Consider the following 15,872-nt stretch of genomic DNA (forward strand, 5'->3'; position numbering starts at 1 on the left):
GCTTTCCGGACAAAAATAAAAACCTCCTATTTCTCTCCCATTGCCCCACCTGGATGGTGGGGAATTTTTCCCTTCTGCCGGCTTCCAATGTTTCGGGATACAAAAAAGGCCCCTGAGCGGAGCCTTAACGATGTGGTGCGAGGGCGCGACTATTCTTCTTCGTCGGCTTCGTCTTGTTCTAGCAGTGCCAGCTGGCGTTCTAACTCTGGGGCGAACCAGGTGTCCAGCTTGCGGCGAACCTGATCGACGCCAATCCCTTTGAGCGATGAGAACGCTTCGACTTGGACATCACCGCCGAACCCATTCGCCATATCGCGGATCTTCATGAGCTGCTGCTTGCGGGCGCCGCTTTTCAGCTTGTCGGCCTTGGTGAGCAGAACCAATACTGGCAGGCGGCTCTCAACGGCCCAGCTGATCATCTGCTGGTCGAGATCCTTCATCGGGTGGCGGATATCCATCAGTACCACCAAGCCCTGCAAGCATTCACGCTTTTGCAGGTATTCACCCAGTGACTTTTGCCACTTAATTTTCATTTCTAGCGGTACTTGCGCGTAGCCATAGCCCGGTAGGTCAATCAAGTTGCAGCCAGGTACAACCTGGAACATGTTGATCAACTGGGTACGCCCCGGGGTCTTCGAAGTACGGGCCAGGCTTTTCTGATCGGTAATGCGATTCAGTGCACTGGATTTGCCCGCGTTGGAGCGGCCAGCAAATGCGATCTCAACGCCGGTGTCGTTTGGCAAGTGTCGGATATCGGGTGCACTTGTGATAAATCCTGTGTTTCTATAGTTGAGAGGTTGATTCACTGTTAACTCCGTCAAGTCTTGATGTAGTCGACTGATTACTTTTATGTGAAATTGTGTAAAATGTACGAAAACATGCTTAGTTAATGGTCGCATTGTATACCATGTCACTGAGCATTACTTGTGGTACTGGAAGCTCTATAATTATAAACGGAATGTCATGAAGAAATTAGCACTGATATTGACTCTTCTGGCCAGTTGCTCAGCCTGGGCCCAGGGAGATGCTGAAGCCGGAAAGGCGAAAGCCGCAACGTGTGCCGCCTGCCATGGTGCAGATGGTAATGGGATAATGGCGCAATACCCGAAAATTGCAGGTCAGCATGCGGGTTACCTTGAAAAGCAGCTCAAAGATTTTAAGCTCGCCATGTCAACGGGTGGTGCGCAAGGTCGTAATGATCCTGTGATGGGCGGAATGGCGATGCCATTGACCGAGCAGGATATGGCAGACTTGGCGGCGTACTATGCCTCGCTACCTATCTCTGACAACACCACGCCTGAATCATCTATCGAGATAGGGCAAACGCTATACCGCTATGGTGATGCCGAGCGTGGGGTTACGGCATGTACGGCATGTCATGGCCCGCGTGGTAACGGTACGAGCCTGTCGGGCTTCCCGAAAATCTCGGGTCAGAACGCCGAATACGTGCAGCTTCAGCTTGAGAAGTTCCGCGATGGCCAGCGTACCAACGACATGAACGCCATGATGCGTGCGGTCGCTGCCAAACTGTCTGACGACGAAATTGCTGCACTGTCTCAATACGTAGGCGGCCTGCACTAATCTTTACAGCCTGGCTTCCAGTGATTGGTGAATGAAAAGGTAGCTTCGGCTACCTTTTTTATTGCCTCTATATATAGAGGCACGCCCCCCTTCCTGCAATTAAATTACAGTCCTTAGTACCCTATAAGCGGATTGCTGACTGGCTTGTGCGAGATCTGCCATAGTTGTTGGCCGATGATAATGGCAAGGTGGAGGGGATATTGTGCTCGTAGCCATAGATTACAAAGGGTTAGCTGTATTGAAAAATTATTTCAGCTTTTTTATTACCTGAACGGTAATTGAACCAAGCTGATATCGGCGTAAAGTATGCGTTGTCGACAGGGAAAGCGGCCAGGATGAGGAAAGCGCCAGAGACGGCATAAGCAGGAAGCTTAAAGGATTCATAGGATGTCTGGCTCGGAAGCCAGAATGTTTGCAAGATGCGTCAGGAAAGTCTGGATGACCCTGAAGGAATAGATGGAAGCGGTGTACTAAGGACAGTGTGCCCACATGGATGGTGAACTCGTTGCCTGAAGGCAACATGCTAATGGATAGCCAGCAACGGAAAGCTGCGTTAACAAGGACTGGTTCACGGAAGGAAAAAATTCACCACGGCTGGTGAAAAACAACAAGTTGGCACGGAAAGCAACAATAACAAAAGGACATTGTCAGACCGGGATGTTTACAGACTGGTTACGGACAGACTAGACAGGTTTATGCCAGCAATGGCAACCCCATAAAGCGACAGGCTTGCCTGTCGCTTTTTTCTTATTTGCCTTCGGAGTAGGGCGCTACCCCCTCTTTCTATTCGACTGCTGCGAAAATGCGCACTTCGCCAGCAAATCTGCTATGATACCCGGCTTCATTATGGCCGAGACAATGATTGGCTTGATTCAGGAGTCGTAACACCATGCACAATTGCCCGCTATGCCATAGCGAAGTGGCCGAAATCTTTCATCGTGATAAGCGCAGGGAGTATTTCCGCTGTCCGGAGTGTGCATTGATTTTCGCCGATCCTGAGGCGCTATTGGCGCCAAGCGACGAAAAAGCTGTCTATGATCAGCATGAGAACAACCCTGCTGATGAAGGGTATCGCCGTTTCCTGAACCGCCTTGCCGCGCCTTTGATGGCGCGCATCGGTGATGAGCCATTGCAAGGCTTGGACTTTGGCTGCGGCCCGGGACCAACCTTGTCGGTGATGCTGGAAGAAGCTGGCCATAACATGGCGGTATATGATCCGTATTTTGCTGACCAGCCTGAAGTGCTAGAGCAGCAATATGACTTCGTGACCTGTACCGAGGCCATTGAACACTTTTATACGCCTGCGAAGGAATGGGGGCTGCTACTTGGGATGTTGAAACCTGGCGGATGGCTGGGCCTGATGACCAAGCTGGCACGAGATGCAGATGCCTTTGCGCAATGGCATTATAAGAGCGATCCAACGCATGTGAGCTTTTTTAGCCGCGAGACGTTCCAATACCTGGCCGACAGAGATGGCCTGGACGTCGAATTCGTTGGGAATGATGTAATTTTGCTGAGGAAAACCCAGTAATGAGCCGTAAGAAAAGAAGCCGTAGCTCTGGTTCTAACGAGCAGTTAGTAACCATTAAGACACGCACCCAGCACGACCTTGAGGGTCTGCAACGTAAGAAAGACAAAAAGCGCAAGGGCCTGAAATCAGGTAGCCGCCACTCTTCTGTTAAGGTCGAAGATGCCCGCGCCGCCGCCAAGCGCAAGGACCCTCGCCACGGTAGCAAGAAGCCCGTGCCGTTGATCATCGAGCCGAAGAAGCCGATGACCAAACAAGAGCGTCGCCTCACGGCGGAGCAAGAACTGGCGATGCTGGAAAACGATGCCCAGCTGATGATCCTGCTTGACCGTATCGAAGCGGGCGAGAAACTTGGCGCTGGCTTGCAAAAGCAAGTGGACGAGAAGCTTGACCGTATTGAGCAGCTAATGGACCAACTGGGTCTGTTGGAAGAAGACGAGCCAGAGATGGACGCAGAGGCATACACCAAGCCGGCGTCGGATGATGATCTGCTGGATAAGTTTGAAAACATGGGCTTTGACGATTTCGACAAGGAGTAACCCTTGCAGAATTTGACACTTTGGCTAGGACTGGCCGGCAGTATTATTGCTGTATTGGCGACCTATGCAGGCTACCTGCTGTTTAAGCTGTACCGACAAAACCAGCGCCACAAGGCGTTTTTGGCTCGGGCCGAAAAGCAGCAGGCTGAAGGTATCAAGCAGCGAAATGCCAACATAATGGAAAGCGTGATGATCATTGCCGAGGCCGGCAAGCAAGATCAGTGCGATGTGTCAGAGTTATCGATCCGCTTGTACAAGCTGATGGAAGTGCTGCAGGGCGAGAAGCAAGTCGACTTCGCCAACCAGTACCCCGCGATGAACGAGCTGTACCAGGTGGTGAAAGACATGCCGCGCGGTGAAGAACGCAAGACATTGGCCAAGAAAGAGCGCATGAAGCTTGATTTGATCCGCATGAAGGCCGAAGCGCGCCTGCAGGATGCAATTAAGGCCGAGCTTGAACTTCTCCTTGAACAAAACCGTGCGGTTGCATCTTAATCGGCACTTTTTCCCTTGGCTATAATGAAGTAGCCAAGGGGATTTCTGATCGGGTTAGCACTTCAGCTATACCTAATAAGTAAACTATCTACATCTTTAGCGAATTATGGCACACTCGTTGGTTCGCAATTCCCCCTATGATAAGTGGAAGTAAGTCATGTCACATGAGCAGATTATTTGGGATCAGGCCTTAATCGAAAAATATAATTACTCTGGCCCGCGTTATACGTCATACCCGACCGCCCTGGAGTTCCATGAAGCCTTTACCCCGGCTGAGTTCGATATGGCTTGCGCCCAATATCCGGATCGCAAACTCTCGCTATATGTCCATATCCCGTTCTGCCATAAGCTTTGCTACTACTGTGGTTGTAATAAAATTATTACCCGCCATCAGCACAAGGCTGATCAGTACCTGGATGCGCTTGAGCAGGAAATTCGCCAGCGCGCTAGCCTGCTGGGCGAGCGTGAAGTCAGCCAGTTGCACTGGGGTGGGGGAACACCAACGTTTTTGACCAAGGCCCAAGTTAGCCGCCTGATGGCGCTGCTGCGCGAACAGTTCAACTTTGCCGGCGATGCTGAAATCAGCATCGAGGTCGACCCGCGTGAAATCGAGCTGGATATGCTGGATCACTTGCGTGCGGAAGGTTTCAACCGTTTGAGTATCGGGGTGCAGGACTTCAACAAGGAAGTGCAGAAGCTGGTTAACCGTGAGCAGGATGAGGCATTCATTTTTGCCATGGTGGAGCGAGCACGCGAGTTGGGCTTCCGTTCGACCAACCTTGATTTGATCTATGGCTTGCCCAAGCAAACCCAGTCACTGTTTGCCGAAACACTTGACCAGGTACTGACGATGCGTCCGGGGCGTTTGTCGATTTTCAACTACGCCCATATGCCTAAGCTGTTTGCCGCGCAGCGTAAAATCAATGAAGCCGATTTGCCGCAGGCCAAAGAAAAGCTGGCGATCTTGCAAGATACCATTGCCACGCTAACCGGCGCCGGTTACCAGTTCATCGGTATGGATCACTTTGCCCTGCCCGATGATGAGCTTGCGGTTGCGCAGCGCGAGGGGATTTTGCATCGCAACTTCCAGGGTTATACCACCCAAGGCGATTGTGATTTGCTGGGGCTGGGGGTATCGGCTATCTCGATGATTGGCGATTGCTATGCCCAGAACCAGAAAGAGCTGAAGCATTACTATGCCAACGTGGGTGAAAAGCGTGAGGCTCTGTGGAAAGGGGTATCCCTTGATAGTGATGACTTACTGCGACGTGAAGTGATCAAGGCGCTGATTTGTAACTTCCAGCTTGATAAGGCAGAGATAGAGCAGCGTTTCGGAATCGATTTTGACCGCTACTTTACCGAAGATATCGAATTGCTCCAGACTTTCATCGACGATGGCTTGGTGACGGTGGATGCGAAGCGTATCCATGTTGAGCTTAAGGGCCGATTGCTGATCCGCAATATCTGCATGTGCTTTGATAAGTACTTGCGTGATCGCGCCCGCCAGCAGCAGTTCTCGCGTGTGATTTAAGTCATACCAACCTGAGCAAGTGGTTATGTAGGTTGGTAGACAGCCGAACAGGGATGAAAAAGCCCCGCGACCGTGAGGTTGCGAGGCTTTTTTTATTCATACGGCATTAGCCATTGAACATGTTCACCGCGGCAATCAGCGCCAGGATGCCAGCAGCAAAATGGCCGGGGCCATTGGCTGCAAGTTCACTGACGGCAGGCATTGCCACGCTGAATGAAAATAAACTTTCCAGCATGGTGGGGTTCCCACTGTGTTTTTGGTGTTTTTACGGTGCGGAATTCGTTGCTGCGGCAATGTAAAAGCCGAGAACTGCTTTGGCCTGAGCTAAAGTTGGGGGTATTTTACGCAAAAAAGGCCGAAATGGAATGGATTAAGAGCAAAAAATGTCCACTCGGCCCGATTTATTAACTAAGTTGTTGATTGTTTGCTTGCGGTTGTTGCCGGCTAGGCGACGTTGAGCTCCTTGAGCTTGCGGGTCAGGGTATTGCGCCCCCAACCCAACAGGCGGGCAGCTTCTTGCTTGTGGCCATGGGTATGTTCCAGTGCCGCCTCGAGCAAGATTTTTTCAAACTCCGGCAGGGCTTCGCCGAGTAGGTTTTGGTGGCCTTGTTGTAGGTTGTCCTTGGCCCACTTTGCCAGCATCTGGTGCCAGTGCTGCTGTTCGCCACCGCCGTCTTCGATCGGTTGCGGCGACATGAGCTCGGGCGGTAGATCGGCAGGCAGGATCTCGTTGCCGCTCGCCATCACGGTGAGCCAGCGGCAGGTGTTTTCCAGTTGGCGGACGTTGCCCGGCCAATCCAGCGCAGTGAGCGCGGTTTCGGTATCAGGATGCAAGGTCTTGACTTCAACCCCCAACTCGTCGGATGCGCGCTGCAGGAAATGGCGGGTGAGTTGCGGAATATCTTGGCGGCGGTCTTTGAGTGCCGGCAGGTGAACCCGGATGACATTAAGGCGGTGGAACAAGTCTTCCCGGAAGTCGCCATCGGCCACCAACTGCTCAAGGTTTTGGTGGGTCGCGGCAATGATCCGGACATCGACGTTCACCGGGGAGTGGCCGCCCACCCGATAAAACTGGCCGTCGGCCAGTACGCGCAATAACCGGGTCTGGATATCGAGCGGCATGTCGCCGATTTCGTCGAGGAACAGGGTGCCGCCATTGGCTTGCTCGAAGCGGCCTTGGCGTACGCTGTTGGCGCCGGTAAAGGCCCCTTTTTCATGGCCGAATAGCTCCGATTCAATCAAATCCTTGGGGATCGCCGCCATATTCAGGGCAATGAACTCTTTGCTGCTGCGCGGGCTGTGGCGGTGCAAGGCGTGGGCAACCAGCTCCTTGCCGGTGCCCGACTCCCCGTTGATCAGCACCGAGATGGATGAGCGGGAGAGGCGGCCGATGGCACGGAATACCTCCTGCATGGCTGGCGCTTCGCCGATGATTTCCGGTGCGCTGGTGTCGGCCAGCTCCGGTTGCTGCTGGCGCTTTTGCTCCTGGCTGTGGGTCACTGCCCGCTCGACCAGGCTGACGGCCTCGTCAATATCAAAAGGCTTGGGCAGGTACTCGAATGCCCCTTCCTGGTAGGCATTGACCGCGGCATCGAGATCGGAGTGGGCTGTCATGATGATCACTGGCAGGGTCGGGTAGTCGCCCTGCAGGGTTTTCAGCAGGGTCAGGCCGTCCATGCCAGGCATGCGAATATCGGAGACCAGCACGTCAGGCACGCTGCGCTCAAGCGCCTCGATGACACTGTCGGCATTGGCAAAGGTCTCGCATTTTAGTCCGGCGGCATTGAGGGTGCGCTCGAGCACCCAGCGGATCGAGCTGTCGTCGTCGACGACCCAGATAAGTCCTTTGCTCATAATGACTCCTCTCTAGTGAGCCAGCTCTGGCTGGCTTATCGTTATTTTATGGGTAGATACAGGCTGAACTTGGTGTGTCCAGGCCAACTGATAACTTCAATCTTGCCCTGGTGTTGGTCTACCAGGTTCTGGGCTATCGACAAGCCAAGCCCGGTGCCGCCTTCGCGGCCGGTCACCATGGGGTAGAACAGGGTGTCTTGGATATCGCTCGGGATCCCGGGGCCGTCGTCGATAATGTCGATTTTGGCCGCGACCCGAAAGCGCTTGCCGTGGATCAAGGCCTGATGCACCGTTCTGGTGCGCAGGGTGATATTGCCGCCCTGGTGCTGCTGCAGGGCAAGCGATGCATTGCTGACAATATTCAAAATGGCTTGTTCGAGCTGGTCGGGATCCATAACGAAATCCGGCAGGCTCGGATCGTAATCGCGGTGGATGGCGATGCTATCGCCGCAATCCATGCCCACCAATTGGCGGACTTTTTCCAACACGATATGGATATTGTCTTCCTGCCGCGCCCCCGGCCGTTGCGGGCCAAGCAGGCGGTCGACCAGGTTTCTTAGCCGATCGGCCTGCTCGATGATCATTTGGGTGTATTCGGTATAGCTTGGGTCGGGCAGGGTTTTTTCCAGTAATTGGGCTGCGCCGCGCAAACCGCCTAGCGGGTTTTTGATTTCATGGGCCAGGCCGCGAACCAACTCCTTGGCTGCCTGCTGCTGGGCGTGCTGGCTGAGCTCTTGGCTGATCCGCCGCTGCTGGTCGATGGGTTTCAGCTCAAGCAAGATAAGTAGCTCTTTTTGCCATGACAGCGGGCTGGCATTGAGCTCCAGGGTGTGGTGGCGGCCGTCGATAACAAAGGTCACGTCGCTGTCGGCCAGCCCCTGGCCGCTGTGCAGCGTGGACTGGACCAAGCCCAGATCAAGCGAGGTATGCTGGAGCAGATCCGGAAAGCGGGTGTTATTGAGCCGCCGCTTGCTGAAAGACAGCAGTTGCTCGGCCGCGGGATTGACGTATCGGATTGCCAGATCCTCATCCAGCAGCACAATCGCCGTTACCAGATTGTCCAATATCAGTGGAGAAAACTCGTCCGTCACAATTACTATCCTTGTTAGCTCAATTCATTGTGGTGCATTGAACAGTGGTTGCACCAAAGTAGTGCAATCAAGTGTAGCCTGTCTGTTGGACGTCGTGAACGTAAATCTTGCGCAGTGCCTGCTATTTGGGCATTGGCGCGGGCGCATTCCTTGATTTGGTCGTGGCACGGTGCAGAAAGACAGTTACTTGTTCTGATGATGCAATAACCTTGCCGTATTTGAGTAACTGGCTTTGCAGGGTATGGCTGCCGCGATCAATATTGGTGAGTTGCCAATGGAGTTGGGTTTGCGGCCTGCCGTAAGGCTTGCCGTCCAGCAACAGCCTGACGCTGTGGCCCTTGTTCATCTTGCGGTTGGCCTCGGTGCGCACCCGGATAATGCCCTCGTTGCTGCGGATGGTTAGCTGGTCGCGGGGGGTGATCAGTTTGATAGTGGCTGGGGGAGGCACGTCGTCAGGAATGGGCGCGGTTGCTGAGGCAGGCCCTGCTCCGTGGGTGGTTGTTTGGGCTGGGGGCGCCGGCTCGGGTACGTTTAACTTTAGCTCGGCAGCGCCGGGTTGGGGGCGGTCGCTGAAGTGAACCGTGCCGTCCTCGTCTTCCCAGGTATAAATCGTGTCAGCCTGGCTCGTTGTGGTAAAGGCCAGCAAGGTGGCAAGGGTCAGTTTGCAAACACAATTCATGGCACCGCCGTGTAGGGGAAGGGAAGAAGTCCCCCATTGTTTTCTGGCAATCGGTTGGCGGCAATATGAAAAAGGCCAGCTTGTGAAGCTGGCCTAAATCTGCAATGTCGACTGTTAATCAGTTACTTAAACTGAGTAGTACAGTTCGAACTCAAGTGGGTGAGTTGTCATGTTGATCTTCTCAACGTCCTGAGATTTCAAGTCGATGTAAGAGTCGATGAAGTCGTCAGAGAATACACCGCCTGCAGTTAGGAATTCGCGGTCGTCGCTTAGTGCCTGTAGTGCACCCTGTAGTGACTCAGCAACAGTTGGGATTTCTGCCGCTTCTTCAGCTGGTAGGTCGTACAGGTCTTTGTCCATTGCTTCGCCCGGGTGGATCTTGTTCTGGATACCGTCAAGGCCAGCCATCAGCATTGCTGCGAAGCATAGGTATGGGTTAGCTGCTGGATCACCGAAGCGAACTTCGATACGGCGTGCTTTCGGGCTTGGTACCACAGGGATACGGATAGAAGCAGAACGGTTACGTGCTGAGTAAGCTAGCATAACTGGTGCTTCGAAGCCTGGAACTAGACGCTTGTATGAGTTAGTTGCTGGGTTCGCGAATGCGTTGATTGCGCGAGCGTGCTTGATGATACCGCCGATGTAGTAAAGTGCAGTCTCAGATAGGCCGCCGTACTTGTCGCCTGCGAATAGGTTAACGCCGTCTTTAGCTAGCGACTGGTGAACGTGCATACCAGAGCCGTTATCGCCTACTAGTGGCTTAGGCATGAAGGTTGCTGTCTTGCCAAATGCGTGGGCAACGTTGTGAACAACGTACTTGTAGATTTGGATTTCGTCAGCTTTGGTCGTTAGGGTGTTGAAGCGAGTAGCGATCTCGTTCTGACCCGCCGTTGCCACTTCGTGGTGGTGAGCTTCAACAACTAGGCCCATCTCTTCCATGATCAGACACATTGCTGAACGGATGTCTTGAGATGAATCAACTGGCGCGACTGGGAAGTAACCGCCTTTAACACCTGGACGGTGGCCTTTGTTACCGCCGTCAAATTCACTACCTGTGTTCCATGCTGCTTCTACGTCGTCAATCTTGAAGAAAGAACCAGACATGTCGGTGTTGAATTTCACGTCGTCAAATAGGAAGAACTCTGGCTCAGGACCGATCAGTACGGTATCTGCAACGCCGGTAGCACGCATGAAGTCTTCAGCACGCTTAGCGATTGAGCGAGGGTCACGGTCGTAGCCTTGCATGGTAGCAGGCTCTAGGATGTCACAACGGATGTTCAGGGTGGCATCTTCAGTAAACGGGTCTAGTACCGCGCTTGCTGCATCAGGCATCATCACCATGTCAGATTCGTTGATGCCTTTCCAGCCAGCAACAGATGAACCATCGAACATTTTACCTTCTTCGAAGAAGTCTGCGTCGATTTGGTGAGATGGGATAGAGATGTGCTGCTCTTTACCTTTAGTATCGGTAAAACGTAGGTCTACAAACTTAACTTCGTTTTCCTGGATCAGCGCTAGTACGTTTTCTACTGACATCTTGAGTAACCTCCGGTGTTAATTTGGGCAACTGGCCGCAAAAAAATTGAGTGGCGAGCAGGCGTTTTGCTCTATGACCAACTACATTGCTAGAACCGTGCCAACTTTTTAAAGCCCTAAAATTGCGCATTTACGCGGTTTTAGCGCCATGAAATTCCATTCTCTGCACCAAGATGGTGAGTTGTTGCACTGTTATGGTGCAATATCGCGAGTTTTCACTCATATGGTGCGTGCATCTACATTATCCCACCGGGACACATTGTCAATTGGCAAGGTGCATAAATAATGCGCTTTTGTGCAAGCTTATCGTCGGTGATTACCCGTTTTGCGGCGCGATGGACGGGCTATCGTGGCGCAGAAACAAAAAGGCGGTGATATAAATCACATATTTCGTGGGTTTTGGCGTAAAATCTGTTAGATTATGAGCCGTTTTTTTAACCAAGTAGCACCATAGGGTCGCTGCATGTTCTGAGTGAATGTGAATCCATGTCAAATCCACAGATCGATAAATTAAGAAATATCGCAATTATTGCGCACGTTGACCACGGTAAAACCACCTTGGTTGACAAACTGCTTCAGCAGTCTGGCACGTTAGAGTCTCGCGGTGAAGTTGAAGAACGCGTAATGGATTCCAACGACATCGAAAAAGAGCGTGGTATTACCATTCTTGCTAAGAACACAGCGATTAATTGGAATGATTACCGCATCAACATCGTAGATACCCCGGGACACGCCGACTTCGGTGGTGAAGTAGAGCGTATCATGTCGATGGTTGACTCTGTGCTTCTTATTGTCGATGCCGTTGACGGCCCGATGCCTCAGACGCGTTTCGTAACCCAGAAAGCGTTTGCCCACGGCCTGAAGCCAATTGTTGTTATCAACAAGATCGACCGTCCGGGTGCGCGCCCTGACTGGGTAATGGATCAGGTATTCGACCTATTCGACAACCTAGGTGCAACCGACGAGCAGCTAGACTTCCAGGTGGTTTACGCATCAGCGCTTAACGGCTGGGCAACATTGGAAGAGGGCGAGACTGGCGACGACATGGAACCTTTGTTCCAGGCTATCGTTGATAACGTTGCTGCGCCGGATGTTGACGTTGACGGCTCGCTGCAGATGCAGATCTCTCAGCTAGACTACAGCTCATACGTGGGTGTTATCGGTGTTGGCCGTGTAACCCGTGGTAGCGTGAAGCCGAACCAGCAAGTGTCTGTTGTCGGTGCAGACGGCAAAACCCGCAACGGTAAAGTGGGTACTATCCTTGGCTACCTTGGCCTTGAGCGTCACGAAGTTGAGCAGGCGACTGCTGGTGACATCATCGCAATCACCGGTCTTGGCGAGCTGAAAATCTCTGACACAATCTGTGACGTGAATGCGGTTGAAGCGCTACCTGCTTTGTCTGTTGACGAGCCGACAGTAACCATGACGTTCCAGGTAAACACTTCTCCGTTCGCTGGTAAAGAAGGTAAGTACGTGACTTCACGTAACATCCTTGAGCGCCTGCAGAAAGAGCTGGTACACAACGTTGCACTGCGTGTTGAAGAAACTGAAGACCCGGATAAGTTCCGCGTATCAGGCCGTGGTGAGCTTCACCTGTCTATCCTGATCGAAAACATGCGCCGTGAAGGCTTCGAGCTAGCGGTATCTCGTCCTGAAGTTATCATCAAAGAAGAAGATGGTCAGCTGATGGAACCCTACGAGACCGTGACTATCGACGTGGTGGAAGAGCACCAGGGCGGTATCATGGAGAACATCGGCCTGCGTAAGGGTGAGCTGACTGATATGTCTCCAGATGGCAAGGGCCGTGTTCGCATGGACTTTATGATGCCATCTCGCGGCCTGATCGGCTTCCAGACTGAATTCATGACTTTGACTTCTGGCTCTGGCCTGATGTACCACACGTTTGACCACTACGGCCCACACAAAGGCGGTACTATTGGTCAGCGTAACAACGGTGTGTTGATTGCTAACGCCGCGGGTAAAGCCCTGACTAACGCCCTGTTTAACCTGCAGGAGCGTGGTCGCCTGTTCATCGGTCACGGTGTAGAAGTGTACGAAGGTATGATCATCGGTATTCACAGCCGTGACAATGACCTGACGGTTAACGCCCTGAAAGGTAAGCAGCTAACCAACGTTCGTGCATCTGGTACCGATGACGCGCAGGTGCTGACTCCGCCGATCAAGTACACGCTTGAGCAAGCGCTTGAGTTCATCGACGATGACGAGCTAGTAGAAGTAACACCTGAAAGCATCCGTATCCGTAAGAAACTACTGACGGAAACTGATCGTAAGCGTGCGAGCCGCGCAGCAAAATAATTGCTAGCTGTTAGCCGTTAATCAATCCCCCCATCGGTGCTACCATGGGGGGATTGTTGTATCTGAACCCTACCAAACACGATAAGAAAAAAACTATGCAACCGATAATTATCACCGGTGGTCCCGGGGCCGGGAAGACCTCGTTGCTCAGTGCTCTGGCCCAGCGTGGCTATATGGCATTTACCGAAGTGTCGCGTACCTTGATCCGCCAGCAGGCTGCCCTAGACGATGGCATTTTGCCTTGGACTGACTTGCCGCGTTTTGCTGCGCTATGCCTTGAGGCGATGGGCGAGCAACGCCAGCAGGCCATGTGCGGCACGATGCCGGCCTTTGTTGATCGGGCGATAGGCGATATTTGCGCCTACCTGGTGATCGGTGGCGAAGCGGTAGCGCAGCATTATATCGAGGCGGCGAAAGGGTACTACCCGACGGTGTTCTGTTGTGCCCCGAACCAGGCCATTTATGTTCAGGACGACGAGCGTCCCCACACCTTTGCTGAGGCAGAGGCCATCCACCGCCAGTTGAAGCAGACCTATAGCGAGTTGGGTTACCAAGTGGTGGAAGTGCCGTGGGATACGGTCGATAACCGAGCCAGCTGGGTGCTGGCCCAGATGAGGCAGGCGGAAAAGGCCTAGCTTCTCTTCAGTTGTGAGATAAAGCGCTCGGACTCGGCAATCGCCGCTTCCATGTCGCTAATGGCGCGCTGGATATCCCGCTGCAGCGAGTTGAATTCGCCCTGAAGCGAGCCAATCGCGGCGGCATTCAAGTTATGCTTTAGATATAGGGTGTTGTCGCGTAAGGTATTTAGCACCGGCGCCATTTTCTGTTCGGCACGGTGCATGGCGCTGAGCATGCGTTGGTAGGATGCCTGTGTGCTTTTTAGCTTTTGCTCGCTGTCGCGGCGCAGGCTGTCGCTGGTATACAGCGAGAGTTCATCTTGCCATTCTTCGAACAGAGCGTCGGCGACATCCTCGATGGCGGCAATGCGCTCACTGACTTTGTCGGCTGCGTCGCTGCTGGCCTCGTACTGGTCATTGACATTGTTGTAGGCCGTTTCCAATTCACCGCCGTCAAATTGGTTCAGTGCCTTGAGGGCATCAAGCGCGCTGGTGAATTGTTCTTGGGCATCTTGCTGGGCTTCGTTGGCGTCTTCGACCCGGTCAACCATGATGTCGCGCTTATGCACCCCGACTTGCTCCATGGCCGAGTAGTAGGCGCTCTGGCAGCCGGTTAGGGTGGCTAGGCCGAGGATGACAGCAAACAGGTAGGGCATAAATCTTCTCCAAATTTGTCCTAAAATTTTGATAAAGAAAAGCAAATTACTACATGACTATGGCTGACAAAAAAACAACTGGCAAGCATCATTGGTGGCAGGGAATCCAAACCATGATAGCCTATTTCGGTTACCTGCAGCACCGGGCTATCCATGATCGCCTGACGGTAACCGCAGGCTCGATGGCCTATGTCACGCTATTGTCCCTGGTGCCTTTGATCACCGTGGTGCTGTCGGCGCTGTCCTCTTTTCCCGTCTTTGCCGGATTTGGCGAGCTGCTGCAAAACTTTGTGATCGAGAACTTTGTGCCGGCGGCAGGGGAAGTGGTAAAGAAATACCTTAACGAGTTTGTTGCCAATGCCGGCAAGATGACCGCCGTCGGGGTAGGGGCCCTGTTTGTGGTGGCCATGATGTTGATTTCCTCGATCGATAAGGCACTCAACTATATTTGGCGGGTTCACGAAAAGCGCCGTCCGGTGATATCCTTTTCCATCTATTGGATGGTATTGACCCTCGGCCCTATTCTGGTGGGCTCAAGCATCGCGGTCAGCTCGTACCTCGGCTCGCTTAACCTGCTCAATAGCGATGCGGTGAACGGGCTGTTCCAGCAGGGTTTGCGCGGCTTGCCGGTGATCATGTCGAGCAGTGCCTTTCTTGGTTTGTACTTATTGGTGCCCAATACCAAGGTGCGTTTCCGCCATGCGGTGATCGGCGCGGTGATTGCCAGTATCTTGTTTGAGCTTAGCAAGAAGGGCTTTGCCTTATACATAACGAACTTTCCATCCTATCAGGTTATCTACGGTGCCTTGGCGGTGATCCCGATTATTTTTGTTTGGGTATACCTATGTTGGTGCATCGTGCTGATAGGCGCTGAAATTACCGCGAGCCTCGGTGAGCGCGAGCACTGGCACCCTGATGCGAAGTCCCGTCAGGCAAGCGTGCCAACCGTGGAAGAACTTGAACAACAGACAATTGATGAAGGTAGTAACAAAGAATGATTGCGCTTATACAACGGGTGAGTGAAGCCAGTGTAACGGTTGATGGCCAGGTAACGGGTGCCATTGGTAAGGGCTTGTTGGTATTGCTAGGGGTGGAAAAAGGCGACGATGAAGCCAAAGCGCAACGTTTACGCGATAAAGTACTGGGCTACCGCGTGTTTGAAGACGAAGACGGCAAGATGAACCTGAATGTCCAGCAGGCTGGTGGTAGCGTGCTGGTGGTGTCGCAGTTTACCCTGGCGGCAGATACCAAAAAGGGCATGCGCCCTGGCTTTTCAACAGGTGCCGCGCCGGATGAAGCTGAGCGCTTGTACGAATATTTTTCTGCTTGTTGCAAAGACAAGGGGATCAAGACTGAAAATGGTATCTTCGGTGCTGACATGAAAGTGGCATTGCTGAATGATGGTCCGGTGACTTTTTGGTTGCAGGTATAATTAAATTACAGGGTTAG

At 52.9% G+C, this 15,872-nt stretch carries 16 protein-coding genes; 9 read left to right on the forward strand and 7 right to left on the reverse strand.

Annotated elements, in window-relative coordinates; translation table 11 throughout:
* Nucleotides 1–149 precede the first annotated feature (149 nt).
* Nucleotides 150–806, reverse strand: coding sequence for a ribosome biogenesis GTP-binding protein YihA/YsxC (gene yihA, locus C9I98_RS22660; RefSeq protein ID WP_036820821.1), 657 nt, complete (start codon nucleotides 804–806; stop codon nucleotides 150–152).
* Nucleotides 807–963: 157 nt separating this feature from the next.
* Between yihA and C9I98_RS22665 the strand changes: the two genes are divergently transcribed.
* From C9I98_RS22665 to hemN, 5 genes are all read left to right on the forward strand, one after another.
* Nucleotides 964–1,581 carry a c-type cytochrome gene (locus C9I98_RS22665; protein ID WP_036820819.1) on the forward strand — a complete coding sequence of 206 codons (618 nt, stop codon included), beginning with the start codon at nucleotides 964–966 and terminating at the stop codon, nucleotides 1,579–1,581.
* 889 nt (nucleotides 1,582–2,470) lie between these two features.
* Nucleotides 2,471–3,112, forward strand: a complete 642-nt coding sequence (locus C9I98_RS22670) for a class I SAM-dependent methyltransferase (protein WP_036820817.1) — start codon at nucleotides 2,471–2,473, stop codon at nucleotides 3,110–3,112.
* The gene (yihI, locus tag C9I98_RS22675) at nucleotides 3,112–3,648 is read left to right on the forward strand and encodes a Der GTPase-activating protein YihI (RefSeq protein WP_036820813.1); all 537 of its coding nucleotides are present in this window, start codon (nucleotides 3,112–3,114) and stop codon (nucleotides 3,646–3,648) included. Before C9I98_RS22670 ends, yihI begins: the two co-directional genes overlap by 1 nt.
* Before the next feature lie 3 nt (nucleotides 3,649–3,651).
* A complete protein-coding gene (locus C9I98_RS22680) occupies nucleotides 3,652–4,143 on the forward strand; it encodes a DUF2489 domain-containing protein (protein WP_036820810.1) in 492 nt (163 codons plus the stop codon).
* A 157-nt stretch (nucleotides 4,144–4,300) separates the two neighbouring features.
* Nucleotides 4,301–5,674: an oxygen-independent coproporphyrinogen III oxidase gene (hemN, locus tag C9I98_RS22685; protein WP_036820807.1), complete on the forward strand. Its 1,374-nt coding sequence runs from the start codon at nucleotides 4,301–4,303 to the stop codon at nucleotides 5,672–5,674.
* A gap of 106 nt (nucleotides 5,675–5,780) precedes the next feature.
* Here the strand turns inward: hemN and C9I98_RS27070 are convergent, their stop codons facing one another.
* From C9I98_RS27070 to glnA, 5 genes are all read right to left on the reverse strand, one after another.
* Entirely contained in the window at nucleotides 5,781–5,909 is a 129-nt protein-coding gene (locus C9I98_RS27070; RefSeq protein WP_276203177.1) for a hypothetical protein, read from the reverse strand.
* A gap of 209 nt (nucleotides 5,910–6,118) precedes the next feature.
* Nucleotides 6,119–7,528, reverse strand: coding sequence for a nitrogen regulation protein NR(I) (gene glnG, locus C9I98_RS22690; protein WP_107272514.1), 1,410 nt, complete (start codon nucleotides 7,526–7,528; stop codon nucleotides 6,119–6,121).
* 41 nt (nucleotides 7,529–7,569) lie between these two features.
* Nucleotides 7,570–8,619, reverse strand: a complete 1,050-nt coding sequence (gene glnL / locus C9I98_RS22695; protein WP_107272515.1) for a nitrogen regulation protein NR(II) — start codon at nucleotides 8,617–8,619, stop codon at nucleotides 7,570–7,572.
* A gap of 121 nt (nucleotides 8,620–8,740) precedes the next feature.
* Nucleotides 8,741–9,298, reverse strand: coding sequence for a DUF4124 domain-containing protein (locus C9I98_RS22700; RefSeq protein ID WP_107272516.1), 558 nt, complete (start codon nucleotides 9,296–9,298; stop codon nucleotides 8,741–8,743).
* Between the two features lie 126 nt (nucleotides 9,299–9,424).
* Nucleotides 9,425–10,834 (reverse strand): glutamate--ammonia ligase, encoded by a 1,410-nt coding sequence (glnA, locus tag C9I98_RS22705; protein ID WP_107272517.1) that lies wholly within the window; start codon nucleotides 10,832–10,834, stop codon nucleotides 9,425–9,427.
* A 486-nt stretch (nucleotides 10,835–11,320) separates the two neighbouring features.
* Between glnA and typA the strand changes: the two genes are divergently transcribed.
* The gene (typA, locus tag C9I98_RS22710; protein ID WP_036820891.1) at nucleotides 11,321–13,150 is read left to right on the forward strand and encodes a translational GTPase TypA; all 1,830 of its coding nucleotides are present in this window, start codon (nucleotides 11,321–11,323) and stop codon (nucleotides 13,148–13,150) included.
* 95 nt (nucleotides 13,151–13,245) lie between these two features.
* Nucleotides 13,246–13,785 carry an AAA family ATPase gene (locus C9I98_RS22715; RefSeq protein WP_036820888.1) on the forward strand — a complete coding sequence of 180 codons (540 nt, stop codon included), beginning with the start codon at nucleotides 13,246–13,248 and terminating at the stop codon, nucleotides 13,783–13,785.
* On the opposite strand, the gene C9I98_RS22720 is transcribed toward C9I98_RS22715, so the two are convergent.
* Entirely contained in the window at nucleotides 13,782–14,423 is a 642-nt protein-coding gene (locus C9I98_RS22720) for a DUF2959 domain-containing protein (protein WP_036820885.1), read from the reverse strand. The two genes, C9I98_RS22715 and C9I98_RS22720, sit on opposite strands and share 4 nt — an antisense overlap.
* 59 nt (nucleotides 14,424–14,482) lie before the next feature.
* Between C9I98_RS22720 and C9I98_RS22725 the strand changes: the two genes are divergently transcribed.
* Together C9I98_RS22725 and dtd are read left to right on the forward strand one after the other, a co-directional pair.
* A complete protein-coding gene (locus C9I98_RS22725; RefSeq protein ID WP_036820898.1) occupies nucleotides 14,483–15,421 on the forward strand; it encodes a virulence factor BrkB family protein in 939 nt (312 codons plus the stop codon).
* Nucleotides 15,418–15,855, forward strand: coding sequence for a D-aminoacyl-tRNA deacylase (dtd, locus tag C9I98_RS22730; RefSeq protein ID WP_036820884.1), 438 nt, complete (start codon nucleotides 15,418–15,420; stop codon nucleotides 15,853–15,855). Before C9I98_RS22725 ends, dtd begins: the two co-directional genes overlap by 4 nt.
* Nucleotides 15,856–15,872: the final 17 nt, after the last annotated feature.

This window comes from Photobacterium sanctipauli, assembly GCF_003026495.1.
GTDB lineage: Bacteria > Pseudomonadota > Gammaproteobacteria > Enterobacterales > Vibrionaceae > Photobacterium > Photobacterium sanctipauli.